This window comes from Staphylococcus sp. GDY8P196P (assembly GCF_017891705.1).
Taxonomy (GTDB): domain Bacteria; phylum Bacillota; class Bacilli; order Staphylococcales; family Staphylococcaceae; genus Staphylococcus; species Staphylococcus ureilyticus.
Genome location: NZ_JAESJS010000009.1, coordinates 309,541 through 330,803 on the forward strand (window position 1 = coordinate 309,541; position 21,263 = coordinate 330,803).

The window sequence follows — 21,263 nt, forward strand, 5'->3', positions numbered from 1 at the left end:
ACATTTATTAATAAAATAGTATTTAAAGGTAAGATTTTCAAATGAAATTCATAACTATAACTGAAAATACTTATACATACGATAGTTATTTCCGAACAATGACATTTAATTTATCTTTACCAATAGTTAATATACATGCTTTTACCTTAAATGTAAATGAACTAAAGTCTGAAATTACCAACTTGATTTTTTTACGCCTGGTATTTGACCTTTATGCGCATGTTCTCTAAATGCAATACGTGACATTTCAAACTTTCTGAGCACCCCTCTTGGACGGCCAGTTACTTTGCATCTGCGTGTCAGTCTTGTCGGTGAAGCATCTCTAGGTAATTTGCGTAATGCTTCATAATCTCCTTGCTCTTTCAATGCTTTTCTCAATTCGTAATATTGTGCTACTAAGCGTTCTCTCTTTTGTTCCTTAGCAATTTTGGATTTTTTAGCCATAATATTCTCTCCTTTTAAATCGTAATAATTACGTTTTGTATAATAACACATTCTACTCATTTATCAAACTAAAATAATTAAATGATTAAAATCCAAATAATGATTATCAATTTAAAATATAATTAACTATACACTTTTCAAAATTAAATCTTATTGAAATTAATAATAGAATATGGTAATATTTTAAAACGTAATGATTCCTGTTAAGAAAGAGGTGTTAACTTTGCGCGTAAATATAACATTAGCTTGTACTGAATGTGGTGATCGTAATTATATTAGCACTAAAAACAAGCGTAATAATCCAGAACGAATTGAACTTAAAAAATTCTGTCCACGATTAAATAAATACACTTTACATCGTGAAACAAAATAATTCTGTGCTTTCATTATCTTTTTAATACGACACTTCAAGCTAATTGTCTGGGGTAAGACATCTCGGACTTAGCGTAAACGTCAATTCTATTTCATTACAATAGAATTGACGTTTTTTATTATATAGTCATTTTTTAAGTTTCAATATTCATTGAAAAAATGGTGATTTAAAAACTTTAGATACACAAATTTACTATCGCTTATTACAAATTATAATTTATTTACCAAATTTAATAGTTATTTAACAATAAAGTGTTTAATTAACACTTTTAAATAAGTTAAGCGTCTATTAATCATGGTCCCCAAGCCTTATAATGAGATCGTATATTAAAATATATGGAGGCGTTTTATATGGAAAATCGTCATATTACTGAAAATCAAAAAAAGCACATAATCAATTCAATAACGGAGAAAACAAAAGATAAAAGCGTATGTAACTGTGAACATCCAAATATTGAAATATTAGATGGACATTATTTTCTACCATTGTTAACAGCTTCTTTAGGAAATGATCCAACACCTATGATAACTTTATTGTGTAATAATTGTGGGAAAATGCATTTCTATTCACAAAACTTCTTAGGTATAAAAACACGGTAAAGATTTTTAATAACTGTGTTATAAAATTAGGTATCATTCAGTCGAACATTATGTTGTTAGCGTTAATTAAACAATTCTTTAATAGCTTACAATTCTCCAACTTTGTAAGCTATTTTTATAAATGGAACAACTTAAAAACTAAACCATACTTAATACTTCAGCACGAAATATAAAAACGGATGATTTTTTACAATATAAAGTAAAAAATCATCCGTTTAATATCATATACGCATTACAGATAACTCAAATATTTAGAATAAATGAGCTGTTTTCATATCATTCTATACGCGAATGAAACATGGTTATGCGTGTATAACAAAATACACTTATTAATCTGCAATTTCTAGGTCTACATCATTAATGTCAATGCCTAGTGCTTTCGCAACACCTTTACCATACTCGCTATCCGCTTTATAGCAGTGACGTATATGACGATGTTGTACCTCTAAAGTAGTACCTTGCATTTCATTGGCTGTATTTTCAAAAATACGTTCTTGTTGTTCTTTTGATTGTAATCTGAATAAACGACCTGGTTGTTCGAAGTAGTTATCATCGTCTTCTCTGAAATCATATTCATACGCTTCTCCTTCAACTTTAAGCCCAGGTTTTTTAAATTCAGGTTGATCTTCAAATGAGCCATCACTATTTGGATAGTAGTGTGTACCGCCACCTTGATTATTATCAAGAATTCTCATTTGACCATCACGACTGAATGGGCAAATATTTTCAATGCCTACACCTTTAGGTTGGTTAACTGGGATTTGCCAATGGTTCACACCTAATCTATAACGTTGCGCATCACCGTATGAGAATAATCTACCTTGTAACATTCTGTCTGGAGAGAAATCTATACCAGGTACAATATTTGTTGGTGCAAAAGCAGCCTGTTCAACATCTTGGAAATAGTTATCTGGATTACGGTTAAGTTCCCATTCCCCAACTTCAATAAGTGGATAATCGCCTTTATACCAAACTTTAGTTAAATCAAATGGATTATCTTTATGATTTCTAGCTTGTTCTTCTGTCATTACTTGTATATATAATTTCCATTTTGGATAATCTTTATTCTCAATTGCTTCAAATAAATCACGTTGTGATGATTCTCTATCATGAGCAATGATATTAGCAGCTTCATCAGGTTGTAAGTTTTCAATACCTTGTTGTGTTCTGTGATGGAATTTTACCCATACACGTTCACCTTTGTCGTTATACATTGAGTACGTGTGTGAACCAAAGCCGTGCATATGTCTAAAGCCTTTAGGAATACCACGGTCTGACATTAAGATTGTGACTTGGTGCAATGCTTCAGGCAAAGATGTCCAGAAATCCCAGTTGTTTTGTGCGCTTCTCATATTTGTTCTTGGGTCACGTTTTACAGCGTGGTTTAGACTTGCAAATAATTTTGGATCTCTAAAGAAGAATACTGGTGTATTGTTTCCTACTAAATCCCAGTTTCCTTCATCTGTATAAAATTTCAACGCAAATCCACGGATATCACGTTCAGCATCAGCCGCACCTCTTTCACCTGCTACAGTTGAAAAACGTGCAAACATTTCCGTTTGTTTACCAACTTCAGAAAAAATGCTTGCTGAAGTATATTGTGTAATATCATTTGTAACTGTAAATGTACCAAATGCACCTGAACCTTTTGCATGCATACGTCTTTCAGGTATAACTTCTCTATCAAAATGAGCCATTTGCTCTAAAAAGTACCAATCTTGCATTAATAATGGACCTCTAGGGCCTGCTGTCATACTATTTTCTCTATCTGAAACTGGTGCGCCAAATAAGCTCGTCAATTTTTTCTTGTTACTCATAATATTTCCCCCGCTTTTTCTTATTAATAATAATTATTACCTAGTACTTATTTTAATCTATAATATTTGTAAAAGCAACTCACAATACATGTATAAAATAACAATTTTCAAAATATTTGAACATTTTATGGCTTTAAAGTCATAAAAAGCATTGCTCTTAAATCATAAAACCATTAAAATGAAGAATATATTTAAAATTCAATAGACTATAGGAGACTGTATTATGGCACAAAACAATATGAATCGTGGTCTAAATTCAAGACACATTTCTATGATAGCAATTGGCGGTGCAATTGGCACAGGTTTGTTTGTAGCTACTGGAAGTGTAATATCACAAGCTGGACCAGGTGGTGCAATATTAGCTTACTTGATTATTGGTGTAATGTTATATTTCTTAATGTCTTCAATTGGTGAACTTGCTACCTTTTACCCTGTATCTGGTTCTTTTAGTTCTTATTCAACCCGTTTTGTTGATAGTTCCCTAGGCTTCACCATGGGGTGGCTATATTGGGCAATTTGGCTATTAGTTACAAGTGTTGATATTATTATTTCTTCAAGTGTAATTTATTATTGGGATTTCTTCCAATTTTTCAGCCCAGTTACTTGGAGTATTATCTTCCTTGCTATACTTTTCTTACTTAATATTTTTTCTGTAAAAGCTTTTGGTGAAACAGAGTTCTGGTTATCTCTTATCAAAGTTGCAACAATAATTATTTTCATCGTTATTGGTGTATTAACGATTATTGGTATCTTAGGTGGAAAGACATATGGTTTAGGTAACTACGTAACAGGAGAAGCTCCTTTTGTAGGAGGTATCTCTGGCTTCCTGGGTGTTTTACTTGTCGCTGGATTCTCTGTCGGCGGTACTGAAGTCGTAGCCGTAACAGCTGGAGAATCTTCAAATCCAAGTCAATCCATGCCAAAAGCAATTAAACAAGTATTTTGGAGAATATTATTGTTCTATGTTTTATCAATCGCCGTTATTTCAGCAATCATTCCTTACACAGATCCATTGTTATTAAACAAAAGTGAATCTGTCTCACAGAGTCCTTTTACAATCGTTTTTGATCGTGTAGGTATTGCATTTGCTGCATCTGTTATTAATGCTGTTATTTTAACTTCATTATTATCTGCTGCAAATTCAGGTATTTATACTACAAGTAGAATGTTGTTCTCAATGGCTGAAGATAAACAAGCACCTAGATTTTTGAGTAAATTAAATAAAACTACAAAGTTACCTTTAGTATCATTGTTCGTAACTTTTATGATCGTTTTATTAATAATTATAATCGCTCAATTTAAATCAGATATCGTCTTTTCATTATTAAATATTATTGGTTCTTTAGTCATCGTTGTTTGGGCTTCTAGTATCATAGCACAAATCCGACTGCGGTCTGCGATAAAAAAACAAAACAAGAACCCTGATGAAGTACTACCTTATAAAGCTCCCTTTTATCCATTAGGGCCAATCATAGTTATCATTGCGTTATTATTCTTATTCATAGGAAATTCAATTGGTGCAATTTTAGCAGGCGACATTAGTGTCTTAATTAGAAACCTATCGCCAATGATCATTTTAGCCATCATATATTTTGTCCATAAATTATTGCGACAAACTAAAATTGTTAAACTCGAAGACATTGATTTAAAAGAACATGATTATAATTAATGAACTGCACTGTAAAAGTATTTTAAGATACTTTTTGCAGTGCTTTTTTAATATTAAAAACCTTACAGTTATTTATTACCTACCTATTCTAAAATAAACCTTTATCATGAGATTTTATAATAATTAAAAACATATCATATTTTCAGATAGTCAAAATTAGGGTATAATGAAGTTAATAATTTAATGACTTAGAGGTGGAAATTATGATTGGACAAACAAACCTATTTGACGATATTTTAGAAACTGATGAACGTTTCGTTATTGTTGTACAATCACTTGAAGAAAGACATGATCAACTAATCAAACGCACATTAAGAGAGTACCCAAGTTTAGATCACTCACAAATGGAAAGTCTTTTTAGCCATCTTAAAGAACTATTTTCAGAAGAAGCATTTGAAGACAATCAATCAGCGTTTTCAATTACGGTTTATACCAATTTAAATTATGCAGCAGATAATGTCTATGCGCATGTCAAAAGACATCGAGGTAAAAATGAATGGACACATACTGCAAAATAAGTACTTACTTAAGATGAGTCTGAGATATAAAATTCTTGGACAAATGTGACGTATTTTAGCGAAACGCTTGAGGAAACAGGACAAGCTGAAGACTACAGGTTAAAGCTATCATTCAAAAGGCGAGTCAATAATAGGAAGTATTAAATAAATGAAGCACTCAGATGATATAATTTAATTCATCTGAGTGCTATTTTTAGATTTGTGCCCCACTCTCATCTATATTCAGAATGAGGTTTTTGAATAAGACTATCAATCAAAGACATAATACAACATTTTAATTGAGTAAAGATTTCAGAGTATGTGGGATACCATCATTATCATTTGTTAAAGTAACTTCATCAGCAACAGCTTTGACATCATCATTTGCATTACCCATAGCAACAGCTTTACCAACTACTTTTAACATCGATATATCATTCGAACTATCACCAAAACCAATAACTTGAGATAAGTTTATATCTAATTTTTGACACAACTCAGTAATCGCATTGCCTTTTGATACACCTTGAGCCATAAATTCTAAGAAAAAAGGTTTACTTGTAGTAACATCGATGTTTTCATTAAAATGACCATCTAAATTATTTCTAATACTTGTAATATTTGGAACATAATCAATGCCCATAACTTTAGGTACATCTTGTTGAATATATGCTTTTAAATCATCTACCTGTTTCATTGGCAGGCCTGTGAGTTCTGATTCAATGTTCATATATTCATGCTCACCCTCATAGACGATATAACCATCTTGATAAGTTAAAACAAACAAACTATGTGCTCTACAAAAATCAACAATACTATCAAAATCAGATTTTGATACAGTGCGACTCACTTCCACTTTTTCATCAGAAACGTTAACCGTTTTTCCACCATTATAACTTATGACATAACTTTTATATTGGTCTAATTTCAAATGTTTTGCTGTAGGCATCATACCATCTGTTGGTCGACCTGAAGCAAGTACAACTTTATAACCTTGCGCTTGGATATTCATTAAATACTTGGCTGTTTCAGCGCTAACTTCGTTATCCGAAGTCATTAATGTATCATCCATATCCATCACTATTAATTTATATCCCATCTTATAATCTCCTTTCAACATCTACAAAACTATATTATAACAAATCAATCAAACTAATATACTACTTCAGATTCAACACCTGTGATATTGACTGTAACGAGTTCTGATCGACAATTCGTAAATTCACGTTTCAATTCTCTTACTAGTTCGCCGCTTCGTTCAGGTGCGATCAGGGTTAATACAGTTGGTCCTGCACCACTAATAACAGTAGCATAAGACTTATATTGTTTTGCAATCTGTTTAATCGTTTGGAATTCTGGGATTAGATGTTGGCGATATGGTTCATGAAAACCGTCTTGTTCCATCATTTTGCCTGCCAATTCATAATTCTGTTGTATTAAAGCACTAATCATCGTATTACTGATTGCACTATTTCTAACAGCGTTTTTATGCGAGAATGTTTCCGGCAAGACATTCCTTGAAAGCGTTGTACTCAATTCATTTGATGGTATTGTAATGATAATATCAGCTTTTGGCGGGTCAATATATGATACATCCGTCACTTTTGTTTCAGGATCATAATATCCTAAGACAAGCCCACCATAAATCGTGGGTGCCACATTATCAGGATGTCCTTCAAATTCAGTTGCCAACTGCAATAATTCATATTTAGAAAGCTCTATATCACCAAAATAATTCGCTATGTATAATCCACCTACGAGTGCAGAAGCAGAGGAACCTAAGCCTCTTGCTAACGGGATTTCACTTCTCATTTCAATAGATAGGGACGGTAAAGTCACATCATATTTATTGGCAACTTGCTGTGCAATTTGATAAATATAGTGTGTTTCATCTGTTGGTAATGATTCAACATTAGGGCCTATATGTTTAAATGACCATCTATTGCTATTATTGATACGCACATCAAGATACAAAAATTTATTTAATGCCATTCCAATAGAATCAAACCCGACACCTAAATTAGCAGTAGATGCCGGTATTTTTAAATGTAAGTGTACACTCATACTAAAGTGCTCCTTTAATATATTCTAAAATGCTTTCTCTATCATTTGGTAGTGGCTTAATTGGGTTATCTAATAATGAAATAGCTGTATCTGGATCTTTTAAGCCATTACCAGTCAATACTGACACTACGCGTTTACCCTTAGGTAACTTACCAGCACGATGCAACTTAATCAAACCAGCAATAGAGGCATTACTTGCAGGTTCACTAAATATACCTTCTTTTTGAGCCATCAATTGGTATGCTTCTAAAATTTCTTCGTCTGATACACTATCAATGAGGCCTTGTGATTCTTTTAGAGCATAATTAGCTTTATCCCAACTTGCTGGGTTACCAATTCTAATTGCAGTAGCTACCGTATCTGGATTCTTCACTACTTTATTTTGAACGATTGGTGATGCACCTTCAGCTTGGAACCCGTATAAATGAGGAAGTTGTGTATCATTTACGTCATGATACTCTTTAAATCCTTTCCAATATGCTGAAATATTACCAGCATTTCCAACCGGAATCGATAATATATCTGGTGCTTGGCCATTCAGCTGTTGAATTACTTCAAAAGCGCTTGTTTTTTGACCTTCAATACGATAAGGATTAACAGAGTTCACAAGCGCGATTTCACCATTTTTAGCCACTTCTTGTACAATTTCAAGCGCTTCATCAAAATTGCCTTCTATAGAAACAATTTCTGCACCGTACATAACTGCTTGTGACAATTTACCTAAAGCTATTTTCCCTTCTGGAATAACGACAATCGCTTTTAAGCCTGCTCTCGCAGCATACGCTGCTGCAGAGGCTGACGTATTGCCAGTTGAAGCACAAATCACAATTTTCTTGCCTTCTTCTTTAGCTTTTGCCATTGCCATTACCATGCCTCTATCTTTAAATGAACCTGTTGGATTTGCACCTTCATACTTAACATGTAATTCAATACCAAGCATTTCAGACATATTCTCGCAATATATCAAAGGCGTATGACCTTCATTTAAACTTACTTTTGGTGTATCAGCTGTCACTGGTAAATATGCTTTAAATTCTTCTACAAGTCCTTGCCAATTTTTCATAAACATTAAACTCCTTCAACTGGGTATATTTTCTGTACTACATAGCCTGATTCTTGAATCGTTGCTATCGGTGATTCATCAATACCTATAATAACCACACCTGCAGTATGTGCATCACGTTCAGCCACTACTAATGATTTATGAACAGGTAATTCGCCTTTTAACAAGGTTTCAACTTGTTTTACATCTTCCCCATCTGTTTGGACTACAACATAATAACTTTCCTTACCTTTAATAACAATCGTATCTTCTTCATCATTCATCATTTCTTTGGTTTCTTCTGTTTTTAATTCAAAATGCGGGGGTAACGTATGTAAATTAGTATCAAAATTAAATGTTACATTTAATAAATCACTGACAACAGCACTTCCTGTTGCTAAACTACCCGCACCTTTACCATAAAACATTGTTTCTCCAACAGCGTCACCAATAACATAAATCGCGTTAAATTCATCTTCAACAGACGCTAACTGATGGCTTTTATCAATCAAAGTTGGTGCAACAGATGCATTGACCTGAGCATTTTCATATGTACCTTTACCTATCAATTTTATCTTATAGCCAAGTTTATCAGCTACTTTAATATCTGGTAGCGTAACATCGCTAATGCCATATCTATCAACTTCATCTAAATTAATTACTTGGTTAAACGATAAATACGAGGTAATGACGACTTTTCGTGCTGCATCAACACCTTCAACATCATCAGTTGGATCCGCTTCTGCAAACCCTAGACGTTGTGCTTCTGCCAAAGCTTCTTCAAATGATGTCTCTTCTTGAGTCATCTTACTTAAAATAAAGTTAGATGTACCATTTAAAATCCCCATAAATTTACTTATATTATTAGCATTTAAACCATTGTTTATCGCATTTACAATAGGAATACCGCCTGCAACACTAGCTTCATATTTTAAAGCAACGTCATTTTCTTGCGCTAAATGTTCTAACTCTCGTAAGTTTTCAGCTAACAAATCTTTATTTGCTGTAATCACATGTTTTTGCTCACTCAATGCGCGTTTTAACCATTCTACTGTAGGTTCAACGCCTCCGAGCACTTCGACGATAATATCTATTGAGTCATCATTAAATATATCTTCTATATCTTCTGTTAAGTTATATTTTGATGTGTTAATAGGCCGTTTTCTAGACTTGTCACGTACTAATATATGTCTAATATTAATATCTTTATTCATCGTTTCTCTAATTTGTTCTCTATTTTCTTCTATTATTTTTACTACACCAGAACCTACTGTTCCTAAACCAAGTAGTGCTACATTTAATTCTTTCATGTCTTCATTCCTCCGTTTGTTTATCTAAAAAATACAATTGTACAGTTGAAAAATACTTGAATATGGTATAGTATAAATTCATTCATTATTTTTGTAAAGTCTATGTATATTTAAAACGTATATATATATTATCACTCCTGTGATAAAAACTAAACTAAATTTTCTGATTTTTTAGAAAGGTTGTATAACATTATGAAAGTAACTAAATTCGGAGGAAGCTCTGTTTCCAATGCAGAGCAAATTAAAAAAGTATTAGATATTGTTAATTCAGATGAAGCTCGTAAAATTGTAGTTGTTTCAGCTCCAGGAAAGCGCGATAAAGATGATGTAAAAACCACTGATTTATTAATTCGACTTTACGAAAAAGTAATAGAACGATTGGACTACACTTCTAAAAAAGAGGAAATTATTCAACGCTACAAGGATATTATTAACGAACTCAATATGAGCGACACACTTTTAAAAACAATTGATGAGACTTTAGAAAATTACATAGCAACATTGAGGAAAAAACCATCAAGACTACTTGATGCTCTACTTTCATGTGGCGAGGATTTTAATGCTCAAATTATTGCAGAATATAATAACAGCCAAGGCATTCCAACGCGCTACATTTCACCTGGAGAAGCTGGTATTACCGTTACAGATTTACCTCAAAATGCGCAAATCTTAAATCAATCATATGAAGCACTGTATAAATTACGGTCATTTGAAGAAAAGTTAATCATTCCTGGATTTTTTGGTATTTCAAGACAAAATTACGTGGTCACATTTCCTCGTGGTGGTTCAGATATAACAGGAGCCATAGTAGCAAGAGGTGTGAGAGCGGATTTATATGAAAACTTTACAGATGTTTCAGGCATTTTTAGAGCCAACCCTTCTATTGTTAAAAACCCTGAAGTCATAAATGAAATTACCTATCGTGAAATGCGTGAGTTGTCTTATGCTGGTTTTGGTGTATTCCATGATGAAGCGTTACAACCATTACACAAAGATAGAATTCCTGTCGTTATAAAAAATACAAATAGACCTAATGATATAGGCACCTATATTAGACATGATAGAGAAATTGATTCAAATAGTGTTGTAAGTGGTATTAGCTGTGACAAAGATTTCACAGTATTAAATATTAAAAAATACCTTATGAATAGACAAGTTGGTTTTACACGTAAAATATTAGCTGTACTAGAAGACTATAATATTTCATTTGATCATATGCCATCAGGTATAGATAACATTAGTATCATCATGCGCTCTAAAGAGATACAAAACAAAGAGGAACAAGTACTTAATGATATACGTAAAAATTGTGATGTAGATGAGTTAAGCATTGAACATGATTTGGCAATTTTAATGGTAGTTGGTGAAGGCATGCATAGAATCGTTGGCACAGCTAGCACAATTACGCATGCACTTGCAGAATCAAATATCAACTTAAAAATGATGAACCAAGGCGCCTCAGAAATTTCTATGATGTTTGGTATCGATGTGACAGATGCCGAGAAAGCTGTCAATGCGACTTATGAATATTGTTACACTAAAAATTGTTTGAATATTTAAATAATAATTCAAAAATTTATGTCTATAAAAAAATCCTTCAAATCGTATAGACTCATTTGAAAGTTAATGAATACTATTGAATGATTTGAAGGGTTTTTAAATTGCTTTTTTTTCAGATATAAGTGCTTGGTTAATACGTTCATCTCCGACTACTAAGCGTAAAATAACAAATTGATAATAACTTAATGAATCAATTACGCTTCTATAATTCGGTAATTGATGATAATCAATCGGATCTAATAATTCATACATTAACACAATTTCAGGTTTAATATAATCTACATCCCATTTGATAGAATGAAAATAAATATGCTTTTCAGGTAATCGAATATTGTGATTCCATCTAAACATCCATTCATCATTTTCTACGTCATAAACGATGATTGTCATGATTAACTCATCATTTATATAAATATTTGCGTGAGTAACATCTGCAAATTTTAACTTTGAAAAATCAGTAGTAGTATTTGTACCGTCATGTAACACAATCGTATTATCTTTAGGTATAAACTTTAAAACTTCACCTAGATATTTTCTTTCGACACTAATATCAACCTTATCGTCTAAATTAAACTCATCATGAAGAAAGAGTTGTTTTGCGACTTCACCATTATATTTAAACAGTTCAGGTACATTTTCAGTTAAATTTTTTACAACTTCTTTAATATTTTTATTATTACTAACTGCCAAATCTGTACCTCCTATCAAAAGTAAGCGTTTCCATTAATAATTATTATATTATTTGTTGTCGTATTTTTCAATGTGAAAAGCACAAAAATGTGAACTTAAACACATTTTTATTTAAAACTTGCCAATATAGCTATAGTCTTGTCGATTTTGTTGGTTCAAAATGCTCGGTCTGTTAACAATAAATAATGCTTCTGAACTATGGTATAAAGCCAACTGAATTTCAGCAATTTCTGGCAATGTTTGGTACAGCGCCTTATCTACCATGTAAGGTGCAGTTGCAAAATAATAACGAATGCGATATCTCGCAAATGTTTGGATCACTTCCGAACCAGTAATAATATGTAGTGCATTGTCTACTTTTCCATTCGGCATTATGATATTAAAATCAGTGTATCTTGCGACATATTTAATGATATCTGTTGAAAAAGTAATCACTGAAATTTTAAGATTAGCATCATATAATTCGTCAAGAATTTGATAATTAACTGGATGATTATCGAATGCAATAACATCTTCATTATTTATATTTTCTATTATGTAGTTGATATATTTTTTCATAGTCGTCAATTCAATGTCCTCCAAACAGACTTTTCAATACTTAGTTTCATTGATAATATATGTATTACCCGATTTAGCACTTATTTAATAGGCATATATGTTTTTTAATTCATTAATTTCTATAATAAATCAAATCGCTCTATTATATATTAAGTAGGAATTGCTTATAATTAAAAAATATGATTATACTAATATTGAACTTATTAGTTAGTTGTATTTGTACTAATATAAATAAAAGAGTAAAATATAGTTTATTAAAAATATTTAGATTAGGATGATACCAATGTTTTTCCCGATTATTTTAGCAATTATTATTGTAATACTATTATTAGTTATTATTATTGAAAGAAGAGTGATGAATCATAAGCTTGAGACTGAATCATACGCAAAAGATCAGTTAATAAATAAAATTAGTATCATCACGCGTGAAAACACATATTTAAAAAATCAAATGCTTGAAAAAGATGTAAATAATGATACACATCATCATGGATTAAGAAAAGCAAAACAGGATTTAAACGACATATTAAATCAATATCGAAGTGAAGGTTCAATTTCATTTTTTGATATTATCACAACTGGAAATTTAGCAGTGAAACATCCTTTGTTTGAATATGCTAGAGCTTTCGATTACATCGTCATTACTGAAAAAGGATTATTTAATATCAATGTGAAAAACTGGAAGCAAAAAACATTTTATCATTTCACGGTTGACCCAACAAATGACACACAAAATAATGGAAGCGATACAGTAAATCAAACGGTTGGACGTTATATTGCAAACCAATTCCACAGTCAATTTCAATCAACACGACCAACAACATACACATTTGTAGAAAGAATTAGAAATAATTCTATTATTTATGACTTTTATAACTATGATCCATATGAACAGTCTTCAAAAAATGCCAAAGCATTGGAAGATAGAATTGCAGACCAATTAAACCACAGAATTCAAAATATTGGTTTAGTTTATTTTACAGATGGCAGCGTCAATTTAATTGATGGACCTACAGAAAGACAAGATTTTGTAGAAACAGTTTCATCCAAATCTTCACTAAAAGAAGTCATTGGTGAGACGATTGTAAATGCTCAAGAATCATTAACTGAGGCACAATACAATGAATTGCTTGCACATTTTCACTAATTAAAAGGTATTTAAAAAGCTGCAATAGAGATTTTGTTACGTGACGACATATCTGAAAGTGATTTAAATGAAAGAATACAAACTTAGATTAAGTAAAGTTGAACACAGACAAACAAGCACGGTTAAAATCATAAAGATTTAAATATAAAAGAGAGCTAATCCATTAGGGTAGCTCTCTTTTTTGAGTATGGTTATTTATGTACCAGCCTCATTTGCGTTTAAGCCATTTGAAATTTTTAACTCCAAATATTTTCTTTATTGCTTTTAGCCATCTGTTCTGCTTTTTCGAATAAGTCTCTATATTTTCCATTTGGTGAAAAATATTTTTCTCTTGCCAATCCTTTTTTCACTAACAATTCATTGAACATGGTTTCTTTATCTAACCATACATATGCTAATGTGCGCCCATAACGATCTTCTTTTTCTTTATCATATTCTAAAAAGACATCTTTATCGGTTAAATGTTCTTTTGAAAAATCAGATGCTTCCTTACCATATGGTTGTACAGGTGTATTTGGTTTAACAGTCTCTGGCGTGTCTACACCTATCAACCTTACTTTAATTTGTTCATGCTGACTATTGTTTGCTACTAGTGTGTCTCCATCAACCACACGCGCTACATGTACTTTCTCAGTTTGTTTTGGTCCAGTATGATTGTTATTGGAATCATTGGATGAAAAAGGACCAGTACCATTAATAAACTGAAATGCCAGTACACCTAGTACAACTATACTTATAATTAATGTCGTAATTTTCTTTGTTGATTTCATTGTTGCACCCACTTTTTTTGAATATACCAAATTATCATATAGAAAATTAAAGTTTGCGTCAAGATGCTCATTCCAAAGAAAAATTACGCTTTTACAACAAATGAAACTATAATAGTTCTTTATTTTAACTCACTTAACAAATCGTGGTATAATACTAAGATGATAGGAGTGAACAACTTGAGTATATTTAAGGAGAACATGATTACAGTTATTGCGATTGTTATAGCAATCATAGTGGGATTAATATTACAGTACCAATATCAATTCCCACCTCTTGTATCTGCAGTTGTAGCAATATTTTTAGGCCTTTTTATTGGATTTATTGTCTTTCTCATTCAAGTGATTGTAACTAAAAACAAGAAAAAATAGTACCTTCTGCCGAGTGTTTAAATCGGCAGTTTTTTATTCAAGTTAACATAATATTGTTATTGTTATTTTTATATATAGTAAAAAATAAGTTTTGCTTTAGAAGTTATATTTATAAAATCGCTCGCTTTAATGTTTTTTCTAATAACGTCCATGCTTCGTAATCTTTTTCATTTGAAAGGATTGGTCTAAACCCATAATTTAGATACATATTAACCGCTTGATAACTAGTGGTTTGAGAAGTTAAAAACGCTTGGTTATGATATTGAGATAGGCGATTCATTGCTTCAGATAATAAAGGTTTAGACAATTGCTTACCTTGATACTCTGGGAGTATCGCCACCCAATGAATGCGTCCGCAAATTTTACTATCTCTTGTTAAATTTCCATACCATGCTGTTGTAGTACCTATGACTTCACCTTTAGGATTTTCAAGAAACAAACATCTTTGTTCCATTTCATGCATATTTTGTCCGAATTCAGTGTTAAAATGTGTCAATGCTTGATCTGTAGTATCAAATTCATTTACTTTCATTTCTAAATTTGCCCATTTTACTTCTTCTCCTATTTTAAAATTTCGAATTTTATATCCAACAGGCAATTCATACTGTGGAATACTTTCTAAATTTTCTCTTATCATCTGTACTTTTAAATATTTCATACCTTAATCCCCTCACTCACAAGCCATTTGTCATCAGAAAAAGGTTGAGACATGATGTTCGTCTCAACCTCAATTAGTATAGTTTTCAATTCACTGAACCTTACTTGCATTATAACTTATAACGCTTGTATTTACTCTACTTCTTTTATAAATGTTAATATAGCATGAAACTCTTCTTCATTTGCTGAGAAAGCACGCTCTTCTACTTCACGAACGGTTGAATTGAGTAATTGATAATCCGCTACTTCTTCATCTTTTAAATATGCATTTATGCTACTTTCTAATTCTTTTAAGGAACTCGCTTTTAATGTACTTAGTTTTACTTCTTGCATGTAACTACAACCCCTTTTAATTATTTTTAATCATTTTAATAAGATTAAAAGTTATTTTTACTTAAAAAACTATAAATATGATATGTTTTTTCAAAACCCCTAATCTTATTTTCAAAAATTATATCACTTCATACATATTTTACATAGTTTTTTTATTCTTTAATAGTTCAAACAATGCTTATCGTCCTCAATTTCCACCCAAAAAGCTTTAATTAATACAAATAGGTGCTTAAAAAAGCAATCCAAATCACTTATGAGTAAGTGACTTGGATTGCTTGTATACCTAGTGTTTGCCCCTTTTGCTTAGCACCTAGTATTGTTTTAAATATTGCTCTCTTTCCCATTCAGAAACTTGAGTTCTATAATAATCCCATTCAATAGATTTAGAATTTATAAATTGATTATAAATGTGATTACCCAAAGCCTCTTTAATAGAATCATTATCTTTCATTGCTTTAATAGCAGTATATAATGTTGATGGTAAATCTTGAATACCAACGGCTTCACGTTCTTCACGATTCATTTCATATATATTTTGATTTACTGGCTCAGGTACTTCTAATTTATTTTCAATACCATCTAAGCCCGCTTGTAAAATAGCCGCTAATGCTAAGTAAGGATTGGCTGCTGGATCTACCGAACGAACTTCTACACGTGTTGATAAACCACGTGAAGTTGGTACACGAATTAATGGCGAACGGTTTTTACCACTCCAAGCAATATAGCATGGTGCTTCATAACCTGGAACTAAACGTTTATAAGAATTAACCAATGGATTACATACACCAGTTAAACCTCGTGCATTTTTTAGAATACCTGCGATAAAATGATATGCATCTTTAGTCATTTCCATATCGCCTTCAGAATCGTAAAAGGCATTTTCTTTACCCTTGAAGAGTGACATATTGAAGTGCATGCCGCTTCCGTTCACACCAAATAATGGTTTAGGCATAAATGTTGCATGAAGATTGTGTTGACGTGCAATTGTTTTAACAACTAATTTAAATGTTTGGATATTATCACACGCAGTGATAGCATCTGCATATTTAAAATCAATTTCATGTTGTCCTGGTGCCACTTCATGGTGACTTGCTTCAATATCAAAGCCCATGTCCTCTAATTCTAAAACAATATCACGACGACAATTTTCACCTAAATCTGTAGGCGCAAGGTCGAAGTAACCACCATTATCATTTAATTCTAATGTTGGTTCACCTTTTTCATCTAATTTAAACAAGAAGAATTCAGGTTCTGGTCCTAAATTAAGTTCACTAAACCCTAAATCTTGCATGTTTTTTAATACACGTTTCAAGTTTGCACGTGGGTCACCTTCAAACGGTGTGCCGTCTGTTTTATAAACATCGCAGATAAGACGAGCCACTTTGCCTTGACCTGCTGTCCATGGGAAAATAACCCATGTATCTAAATCTGGACATAAATACATATCTGATTCTTCAATACGGACGAAGCCTTCGATTGAAGATCCATCAAACATCATTTCATTGTCTAAAACTTTTTCTAATTGGCTTACTGGTACTTCCACGTTTTTAATAACACCTAAAATATCAGTGAATTGCAAACGTAGGTATCTGACATTTTCTTCCTTAGCGAACTTGTGTATGTCTTCCTTGGTAAATGTACGTTTTGCCATTATAAATGTCCCCCATTAATTTTATTTGATAAATCGAGATAAGTCACCACGATTTATCGGAATCGCTTCTCGTTGTGGTTTCTGTGTAGCATCAACAATCATTTGTTTTCTCGTTTCTTGTTCATCATCAGAAAGGTGATCTTGTTCGTCATTTAAAATCTGTTTAATACCTTTTAAATTAAAGCCTTTTTCTATCAATCTTTTTATCTCTAAAAGGCGTTCCAAATCGTTTAACGAAAAAAGTCGTTTATTTCCTTCTGACCTATGTGGTTTAATCAGTTCATGTGTCTCATAATAGCGAACTTGTCTAGCAGTTAGTTCACTTAATTTCGTAACAACACTCATAGAGAAGACCGGCATGCTTCGTCGTATCGTATCTTTTGACTCCAATCCAATCACCTCTATTTTTGAACTTGTATTTAATTTAGCATAATTCTTAAAGCAATTCAAAAATATGTCAGGTTTTCTAACATATACTTCAAACCATTGATTTAATTAACTTTATAATGCACTTCCTACATTTAATCGCAGAATTTTCCGAAATTTTTTCTATAATTAGAAATAGCCACATATGCATTTTAATTTGCTATTTGACCTAGCTATAAATACAATGTGGCCTCTCTTTAAATTTATTAAAATATTTTTTCAACAGCTCTTGTTACAGCTAATTTAACGTGTTCATACGTTAAGCCACCTTGAACATAAGCCTCATACGGTGGTCTTATAGGACCATCTGCTGATAATTCAATTGAAGAACCTTGAACAAACGTACCCGCAGCCATAATGACATCATCTTCATAACCCGGCATATAAGATGGTTCAGGACTAAAATGTGCGTTAATCGGTGAAGCTGCTTGAATACTTTGGCAAAATTGAATCATCTGTTCCTTCGTATCAAAAGTGACCGTTTGAATTAAATCCGTTCTAGGCACATCAAATCTTGGTGAGGTGTGCATATTCATTTGTTCTAGTAACAAACTCGTAAATAATGCACCTTTCAAACTTTGGCTCACAACATGAGGCGCTAAGAAAAATCCTTGATACATTTCTTGTAACGAATATAGTGAGGCACCAGCTTCTTTACCAATTCCTGGCGCAGTTAAACGGTATCCACATCTTTCCACCAATGTTTCATTTCCAACGATATAACCACCGATTTTAGCTAGCCCTCCACCAGGGTTTTTAATTAAGGAACCAGCCATTAAATCAGCGCCGCACTCTATAGGTTCTCGTTCTTCTACAAATTCACCATAGCAATTATCTACAAATATTATGATTTCAGGATATTGCGCTTTTATTTGTTGAATTGCACTTTCTATTTTTGTTAAATCTATGGATGGTCGTTGATCATAACCTTTCGAACGCTGAATAGCGATGACCTTAGTTTGTGGTGATATTTTAGTTAATACCTTATCAATATCGATTTCACCGTGCTTTAAGTCTACTTTATTATATATTACTCCGTGTTCTTTTAAACTTTCTATACCATTACCATTAATACCTATCACTTCTAATAATGTATCATAAGGATCACCTGTAATATACATTAATTCATCCCCATATTTCAAAGTACTTTGTAAAGCAATTGTAATCGCATGCGTACCAGAAATAATCTGAGGGCGCACTAATGCGTCTTCCGCCTTAAATGCATGTGCATATACAGCTTCTAGATGATCTCGACCTATATCATCATATCCATAACCCGTTGTGCCAAGTAAGTCACTTTCGGATACTTTAACAGCGTGGAACGCGTCCAACACTTTTTCTTGATTGATATAAGCAATCTCTTCTATATTTTTAAAATAAGGTTCTAGTTTTGCTTCTGTATCTGCTATTAATTGTTTCATATTTTTCATCGTAATTCTTCTTCCTATTCTTTTTTAAACCCTTTTACAGTATATGTTGCATCTTTCTCATTAAATATGATTTCTGTGACGAGTGTATGTTGTTTCAAGAAATATAATCTATCCGCATCAGCACTTGAGACATTTTCTTCATAAAAAGTTAAAGCTGATTTAACTTGCTCTATAAGTAATTGTTTCACTTTGTCTTCATCTTCTTCATTTTTACTCGAAACAAAAACTGATGGTAAATGAGTTGTTGGCATAGTTCCTTCGTGTAAATCTTTTTTATTAAAAATAATAGCTTGTGGAATATGCCCCATATCTAAGTCACCTATGATTTGGTTTACTGTATCATACTGAACTCGATATTCAGGATGACTAGCATCCACAACATGTAATAGCAAATCTGCGCCTTTCGCCTCTTCTAAAGTGGATTTAAACGCAGCAATGAGTGTAGTTGGTAGTTTTTGAATAAAACCAACCGTATCAGATATGATTAGGTTAAATCCATCATTGATTTGAATTTGTCTTGTTTTAGGATCTAGCGTAGCAAAAAGCAAGTTTTTCTCATAAGTAGCTTCATTCGCCAATGCATTAAACCAAGATGATTTACCAGCGTTTGTATATCCAATAAGTGCTACTTGAAACACATTATTTTGTTCACGTTTGTTGCGATATCGCTCTCGATGTTCAACCACCGTTTCTAATTGATGTTTGATTTCATTCATACGTGTTCTAATATGACGACGATCCATTTCTAACTTAGTTTCGCCTGGACCTCTCGTTCCGATGCCACCACCTAATCTTGATAAACTACGCCCATGACCTTGAAGTCTAGGTAATAAATAATCTAATTGCGCTAATTCTACCTGAAGCTTACCTTCTTTACTTCTTGCTCGAAGTGCAAATATCTCTAAAATCAGTTGTGTTCTGTCGATAATTTTAACGTTCAGATTACCATTTAATGTTTTTGACTGGGCTGTAGTCAATTCATCATTAGCAACAAGTACATCTATATCATTCATTTCTATATAAGCTTTTATGTCCTCTAATTTACCTTTTCCAACGTAATATTTATTATCAAAATGTTGTCTGTTCTGGGTAAATTCAGCTTGTACATTTAATTGGCATGTTTCAGACAATGAAGCTAATTCTTCCATTGTTGATTCAAAATCAAACACTTCATCGGTTTGAGCTTGTACGCCAACTAAAATCGCTGTCTCTAATTCTTTTTTAGTCGTATGTGTTTGTTGGCTCATAACATGCACCTCTTTCAAAGTTTTCTTTGCTATTTTATCATAGTGTTTATATAAAGACTATCTTCTCAAATTATGTTAAATTAATAATAAGAGGTGACATGATATGACTATATACGATATAGAAGTTCAAAAACCAAATGGCGAAACTTACAAGTTAGAAGAATATAAAAATAAAGTATTACTAATTGTCAATACTGCAAGTGAGTGTGGCTTCACACCACAATTTGAAGGACTACAACACTTATACGACAACTATAAAGATCAAGGATTTGTTGTGCTAGGTTTTCCATGTAACCAATTCGGAGGTCAAGAACCAGGTACGGGTGAAGAAGCTACTCAAAACTGTAAAATTAACTATGGCGTTTCTTTCCCAATGCACGAAAAAATTGATGTCAAAGGCGAAAATCAACACCCTTTATATCAATTTCTGACAGAACAACAAAATGGATTTTTCAATGAAAAAATCAAATGGAACTTCACCAAATTTTTAATCGATAGAGAAGGTAATGTAACTAATCGATATGCGCCACAGAAAAAACCGAGCCAAATTGAAGCTGATATTGAAGCGTTATTATAAATAAATTACTGATTTAAAGAAGAAAGCTACACT

The 21,263-nt window shown here is 32.3% G+C and carries 23 protein-coding genes; 8 read left to right on the forward strand and 15 right to left on the reverse strand.

Annotated features, from left to right (window positions below):
- Positions 1–174: 174 nt before the first annotated feature.
- Positions 175–444 carry a 30S ribosomal protein S14 gene (gene rpsN / locus KA814_RS05970; protein ID WP_046208569.1) on the reverse strand — a complete coding sequence of 90 codons (270 nt, stop codon included), beginning with the start codon at positions 442–444 and terminating at the stop codon, positions 175–177.
- A gap of 223 nt (positions 445–667) precedes the next feature.
- Between rpsN and rpmG the strand changes: the two genes are divergently transcribed.
- The gene (gene rpmG / locus KA814_RS05975) at positions 668–817 is read left to right on the forward strand and encodes a 50S ribosomal protein L33 (protein WP_017724369.1); all 150 of its coding nucleotides are present in this window, start codon (positions 668–670) and stop codon (positions 815–817) included.
- 350 nt (positions 818–1,167) lie between these two features.
- Positions 1,168–1,416, forward strand: coding sequence for a hypothetical protein (locus KA814_RS05980; RefSeq protein WP_064209005.1), 249 nt, complete (start codon positions 1,168–1,170; stop codon positions 1,414–1,416).
- Between the two features lie 329 nt (positions 1,417–1,745).
- Here the strand turns inward: KA814_RS05980 and KA814_RS05985 are convergent, their stop codons facing one another.
- Entirely contained in the window at positions 1,746–3,233 is a 1,488-nt protein-coding gene (locus KA814_RS05985; RefSeq protein WP_046208571.1) for a catalase, read from the reverse strand.
- Between the two features lie 223 nt (positions 3,234–3,456).
- Here KA814_RS05985 and KA814_RS05990 point away from each other — a divergent pair, with 223 nt between their 5' ends.
- Together KA814_RS05990 and KA814_RS05995 are read left to right on the forward strand one after the other, a co-directional pair.
- Complete coding sequence (locus KA814_RS05990) at positions 3,457–4,902, forward strand: amino acid permease (protein ID WP_064209006.1); 1,446 nt, start codon at positions 3,457–3,459, stop codon at positions 4,900–4,902.
- 203 nt (positions 4,903–5,105) lie between these two features.
- The gene (locus KA814_RS05995) at positions 5,106–5,420 is read left to right on the forward strand and encodes a hypothetical protein (protein ID WP_046208573.1); all 315 of its coding nucleotides are present in this window, start codon (positions 5,106–5,108) and stop codon (positions 5,418–5,420) included.
- Between the two features lie 274 nt (positions 5,421–5,694).
- On the opposite strand, the gene KA814_RS06000 is transcribed toward KA814_RS05995, so the two are convergent.
- From KA814_RS06000 to KA814_RS06015, 4 genes are read right to left on the reverse strand one after another with little or no spacing between them, the layout of a single operon-like run.
- A complete protein-coding gene (locus KA814_RS06000) occupies positions 5,695–6,498 on the reverse strand; it encodes a Cof-type HAD-IIB family hydrolase (protein ID WP_064209007.1) in 804 nt (267 codons plus the stop codon).
- Positions 6,499–6,551: 53 nt separating this feature from the next.
- Positions 6,552–7,463 carry a homoserine kinase gene (thrB, locus tag KA814_RS06005; protein ID WP_064209008.1) on the reverse strand — a complete coding sequence of 304 codons (912 nt, stop codon included), beginning with the start codon at positions 7,461–7,463 and terminating at the stop codon, positions 6,552–6,554.
- Between the two features lies 1 nt (position 7,464).
- A complete protein-coding gene (thrC, locus tag KA814_RS06010) occupies positions 7,465–8,526 on the reverse strand; it encodes a threonine synthase (protein WP_064209009.1) in 1,062 nt (353 codons plus the stop codon).
- Between the two features lie 5 nt (positions 8,527–8,531).
- Entirely contained in the window at positions 8,532–9,815 is a 1,284-nt protein-coding gene (locus tag KA814_RS06015) for a homoserine dehydrogenase (RefSeq protein WP_064209010.1), read from the reverse strand.
- Between the two features lie 192 nt (positions 9,816–10,007).
- On the opposite strand from KA814_RS06015, the gene KA814_RS06020 reads away from it, so the two are divergent.
- The gene (locus KA814_RS06020; RefSeq protein WP_064209011.1) at positions 10,008–11,375 is read left to right on the forward strand and encodes an aspartate kinase; all 1,368 of its coding nucleotides are present in this window, start codon (positions 10,008–10,010) and stop codon (positions 11,373–11,375) included.
- 96 nt (positions 11,376–11,471) lie between these two features.
- On the opposite strand, the gene KA814_RS06025 is transcribed toward KA814_RS06020, so the two are convergent.
- Positions 11,472–12,065 (reverse strand): hypothetical protein, encoded by a 594-nt coding sequence (locus KA814_RS06025; protein WP_046208579.1) that lies wholly within the window; start codon positions 12,063–12,065, stop codon positions 11,472–11,474.
- 111 nt (positions 12,066–12,176) lie between these two features.
- A complete protein-coding gene (locus KA814_RS06030; protein ID WP_226857773.1) occupies positions 12,177–12,623 on the reverse strand; it encodes a DeoR/GlpR family DNA-binding transcription regulator in 447 nt (148 codons plus the stop codon).
- A 283-nt stretch (positions 12,624–12,906) separates the two neighbouring features.
- Between KA814_RS06030 and KA814_RS06035 the strand changes: the two genes are divergently transcribed.
- Entirely contained in the window at positions 12,907–13,770 is an 864-nt protein-coding gene (locus KA814_RS06035; RefSeq protein WP_046208581.1) for an NERD domain-containing protein, read from the forward strand.
- Positions 13,771–14,006: 236 nt separating this feature from the next.
- Here the strand turns inward: KA814_RS06035 and nucI are convergent, their stop codons facing one another.
- Positions 14,007–14,540 (reverse strand): thermonuclease NucI, encoded by a 534-nt coding sequence (gene nucI / locus KA814_RS06040; RefSeq protein WP_046208582.1) that lies wholly within the window; start codon positions 14,538–14,540, stop codon positions 14,007–14,009.
- A gap of 177 nt (positions 14,541–14,717) precedes the next feature.
- Between nucI and KA814_RS06045 the strand changes: the two genes are divergently transcribed.
- Positions 14,718–14,909, forward strand: a complete 192-nt coding sequence (locus tag KA814_RS06045) for a hypothetical protein (RefSeq protein WP_046208583.1) — start codon at positions 14,718–14,720, stop codon at positions 14,907–14,909.
- 109 nt (positions 14,910–15,018) lie between these two features.
- Here KA814_RS06045 and KA814_RS06050 read toward each other — a convergent pair whose 3' ends face one another.
- The 6 genes from KA814_RS06050 to hflX all read right to left on the reverse strand — a co-directional run bounded on the left by KA814_RS06050 (position 15,019) and on the right by hflX (position 20,653).
- Entirely contained in the window at positions 15,019–15,567 is a 549-nt protein-coding gene (locus tag KA814_RS06050) for a GNAT family N-acetyltransferase (RefSeq protein WP_064209012.1), read from the reverse strand.
- Between the two features lie 131 nt (positions 15,568–15,698).
- Complete coding sequence (locus KA814_RS06055) at positions 15,699–15,899, reverse strand: hypothetical protein (RefSeq protein ID WP_046208585.1); 201 nt, start codon at positions 15,897–15,899, stop codon at positions 15,699–15,701.
- A 310-nt stretch (positions 15,900–16,209) separates the two neighbouring features.
- Complete coding sequence (gene glnA, locus KA814_RS06060; RefSeq protein WP_210122696.1) at positions 16,210–17,550, reverse strand: type I glutamate--ammonia ligase; 1,341 nt, start codon at positions 17,548–17,550, stop codon at positions 16,210–16,212.
- A 21-nt stretch (positions 17,551–17,571) separates the two neighbouring features.
- Positions 17,572–17,940, reverse strand: a complete 369-nt coding sequence (locus KA814_RS06065) for a MerR family transcriptional regulator (RefSeq protein ID WP_073342234.1) — start codon at positions 17,938–17,940, stop codon at positions 17,572–17,574.
- 242 nt (positions 17,941–18,182) lie between these two features.
- Positions 18,183–19,406, reverse strand: a complete 1,224-nt coding sequence (locus KA814_RS06070; RefSeq protein WP_064209013.1) for a methionine gamma-lyase family protein — start codon at positions 19,404–19,406, stop codon at positions 18,183–18,185.
- A gap of 14 nt (positions 19,407–19,420) precedes the next feature.
- Entirely contained in the window at positions 19,421–20,653 is a 1,233-nt protein-coding gene (hflX, locus tag KA814_RS06075; RefSeq protein ID WP_046208588.1) for a GTPase HflX, read from the reverse strand.
- A gap of 103 nt (positions 20,654–20,756) precedes the next feature.
- Between hflX and KA814_RS06080 the strand changes: the two genes are divergently transcribed.
- Positions 20,757–21,230: a glutathione peroxidase gene (locus KA814_RS06080; protein WP_046208589.1), complete on the forward strand. Its 474-nt coding sequence runs from the start codon at positions 20,757–20,759 to the stop codon at positions 21,228–21,230.
- Positions 21,231–21,263 lie beyond the last annotated feature (33 nt).

Coding starts and splice junctions, on each gene's coding strand:
- KA814_RS05995 (WP_046208573.1), top strand. CDS start 5,106: ATGATTGGACAAACAAACCTATTTGACGATATTTTAGAAACTGATGAA.
- KA814_RS05985 (WP_046208571.1), bottom strand. CDS start 3,233: ATGAGTAACAAGAAAAAATTGACGAGCTTATTTGGCGCACCAGTTTCA.
- KA814_RS06030 (WP_226857773.1), bottom strand. CDS start 12,623: ATGAAAAAATATATCAACTACATAATAGAAAATATAAATAATGAAGAT.
- nucI (WP_046208582.1), bottom strand. CDS start 14,540: ATGAAATCAACAAAGAAAATTACGACATTAATTATAAGTATAGTTGTA.
- KA814_RS05990 (WP_064209006.1), top strand. CDS start 3,457: ATGGCACAAAACAATATGAATCGTGGTCTAAATTCAAGACACATTTCT.
- glnA (WP_210122696.1), bottom strand. CDS start 17,550: ATGGCAAAACGTACATTTACCAAGGAAGACATACACAAGTTCGCTAAG.
- KA814_RS06035 (WP_046208581.1), top strand. CDS start 12,907: ATGTTTTTCCCGATTATTTTAGCAATTATTATTGTAATACTATTATTA.
- KA814_RS06015 (WP_064209010.1), bottom strand. CDS start 9,815: ATGAAAGAATTAAATGTAGCACTACTTGGTTTAGGAACAGTAGGTTCT.
- KA814_RS06000 (WP_064209007.1), bottom strand. CDS start 6,498: ATGGGATATAAATTAATAGTGATGGATATGGATGATACATTAATGACT.
- KA814_RS06070 (WP_064209013.1), bottom strand. CDS start 19,406: ATGAAAAATATGAAACAATTAATAGCAGATACAGAAGCAAAACTAGAA.
- KA814_RS05980 (WP_064209005.1), top strand. CDS start 1,168: ATGGAAAATCGTCATATTACTGAAAATCAAAAAAAGCACATAATCAAT.
- thrB (WP_064209008.1), bottom strand. CDS start 7,463: ATGAGTGTACACTTACATTTAAAAATACCGGCATCTACTGCTAATTTA.
- KA814_RS06050 (WP_064209012.1), bottom strand. CDS start 15,567: ATGAAATATTTAAAAGTACAGATGATAAGAGAAAATTTAGAAAGTATT.
- KA814_RS06080 (WP_046208589.1), top strand. CDS start 20,757: ATGACTATATACGATATAGAAGTTCAAAAACCAAATGGCGAAACTTAC.
- hflX (WP_046208588.1), bottom strand. CDS start 20,653: ATGAGCCAACAAACACATACGACTAAAAAAGAATTAGAGACAGCGATT.
- thrC (WP_064209009.1), bottom strand. CDS start 8,526: ATGAAAAATTGGCAAGGACTTGTAGAAGAATTTAAAGCATATTTACCA.
- KA814_RS06020 (WP_064209011.1), top strand. CDS start 10,008: ATGAAAGTAACTAAATTCGGAGGAAGCTCTGTTTCCAATGCAGAGCAA.
- rpsN (WP_046208569.1), bottom strand. CDS start 444: ATGGCTAAAAAATCCAAAATTGCTAAGGAACAAAAGAGAGAACGCTTA.
- KA814_RS06055 (WP_046208585.1), bottom strand. CDS start 15,899: ATGCAAGAAGTAAAACTAAGTACATTAAAAGCGAGTTCCTTAAAAGAA.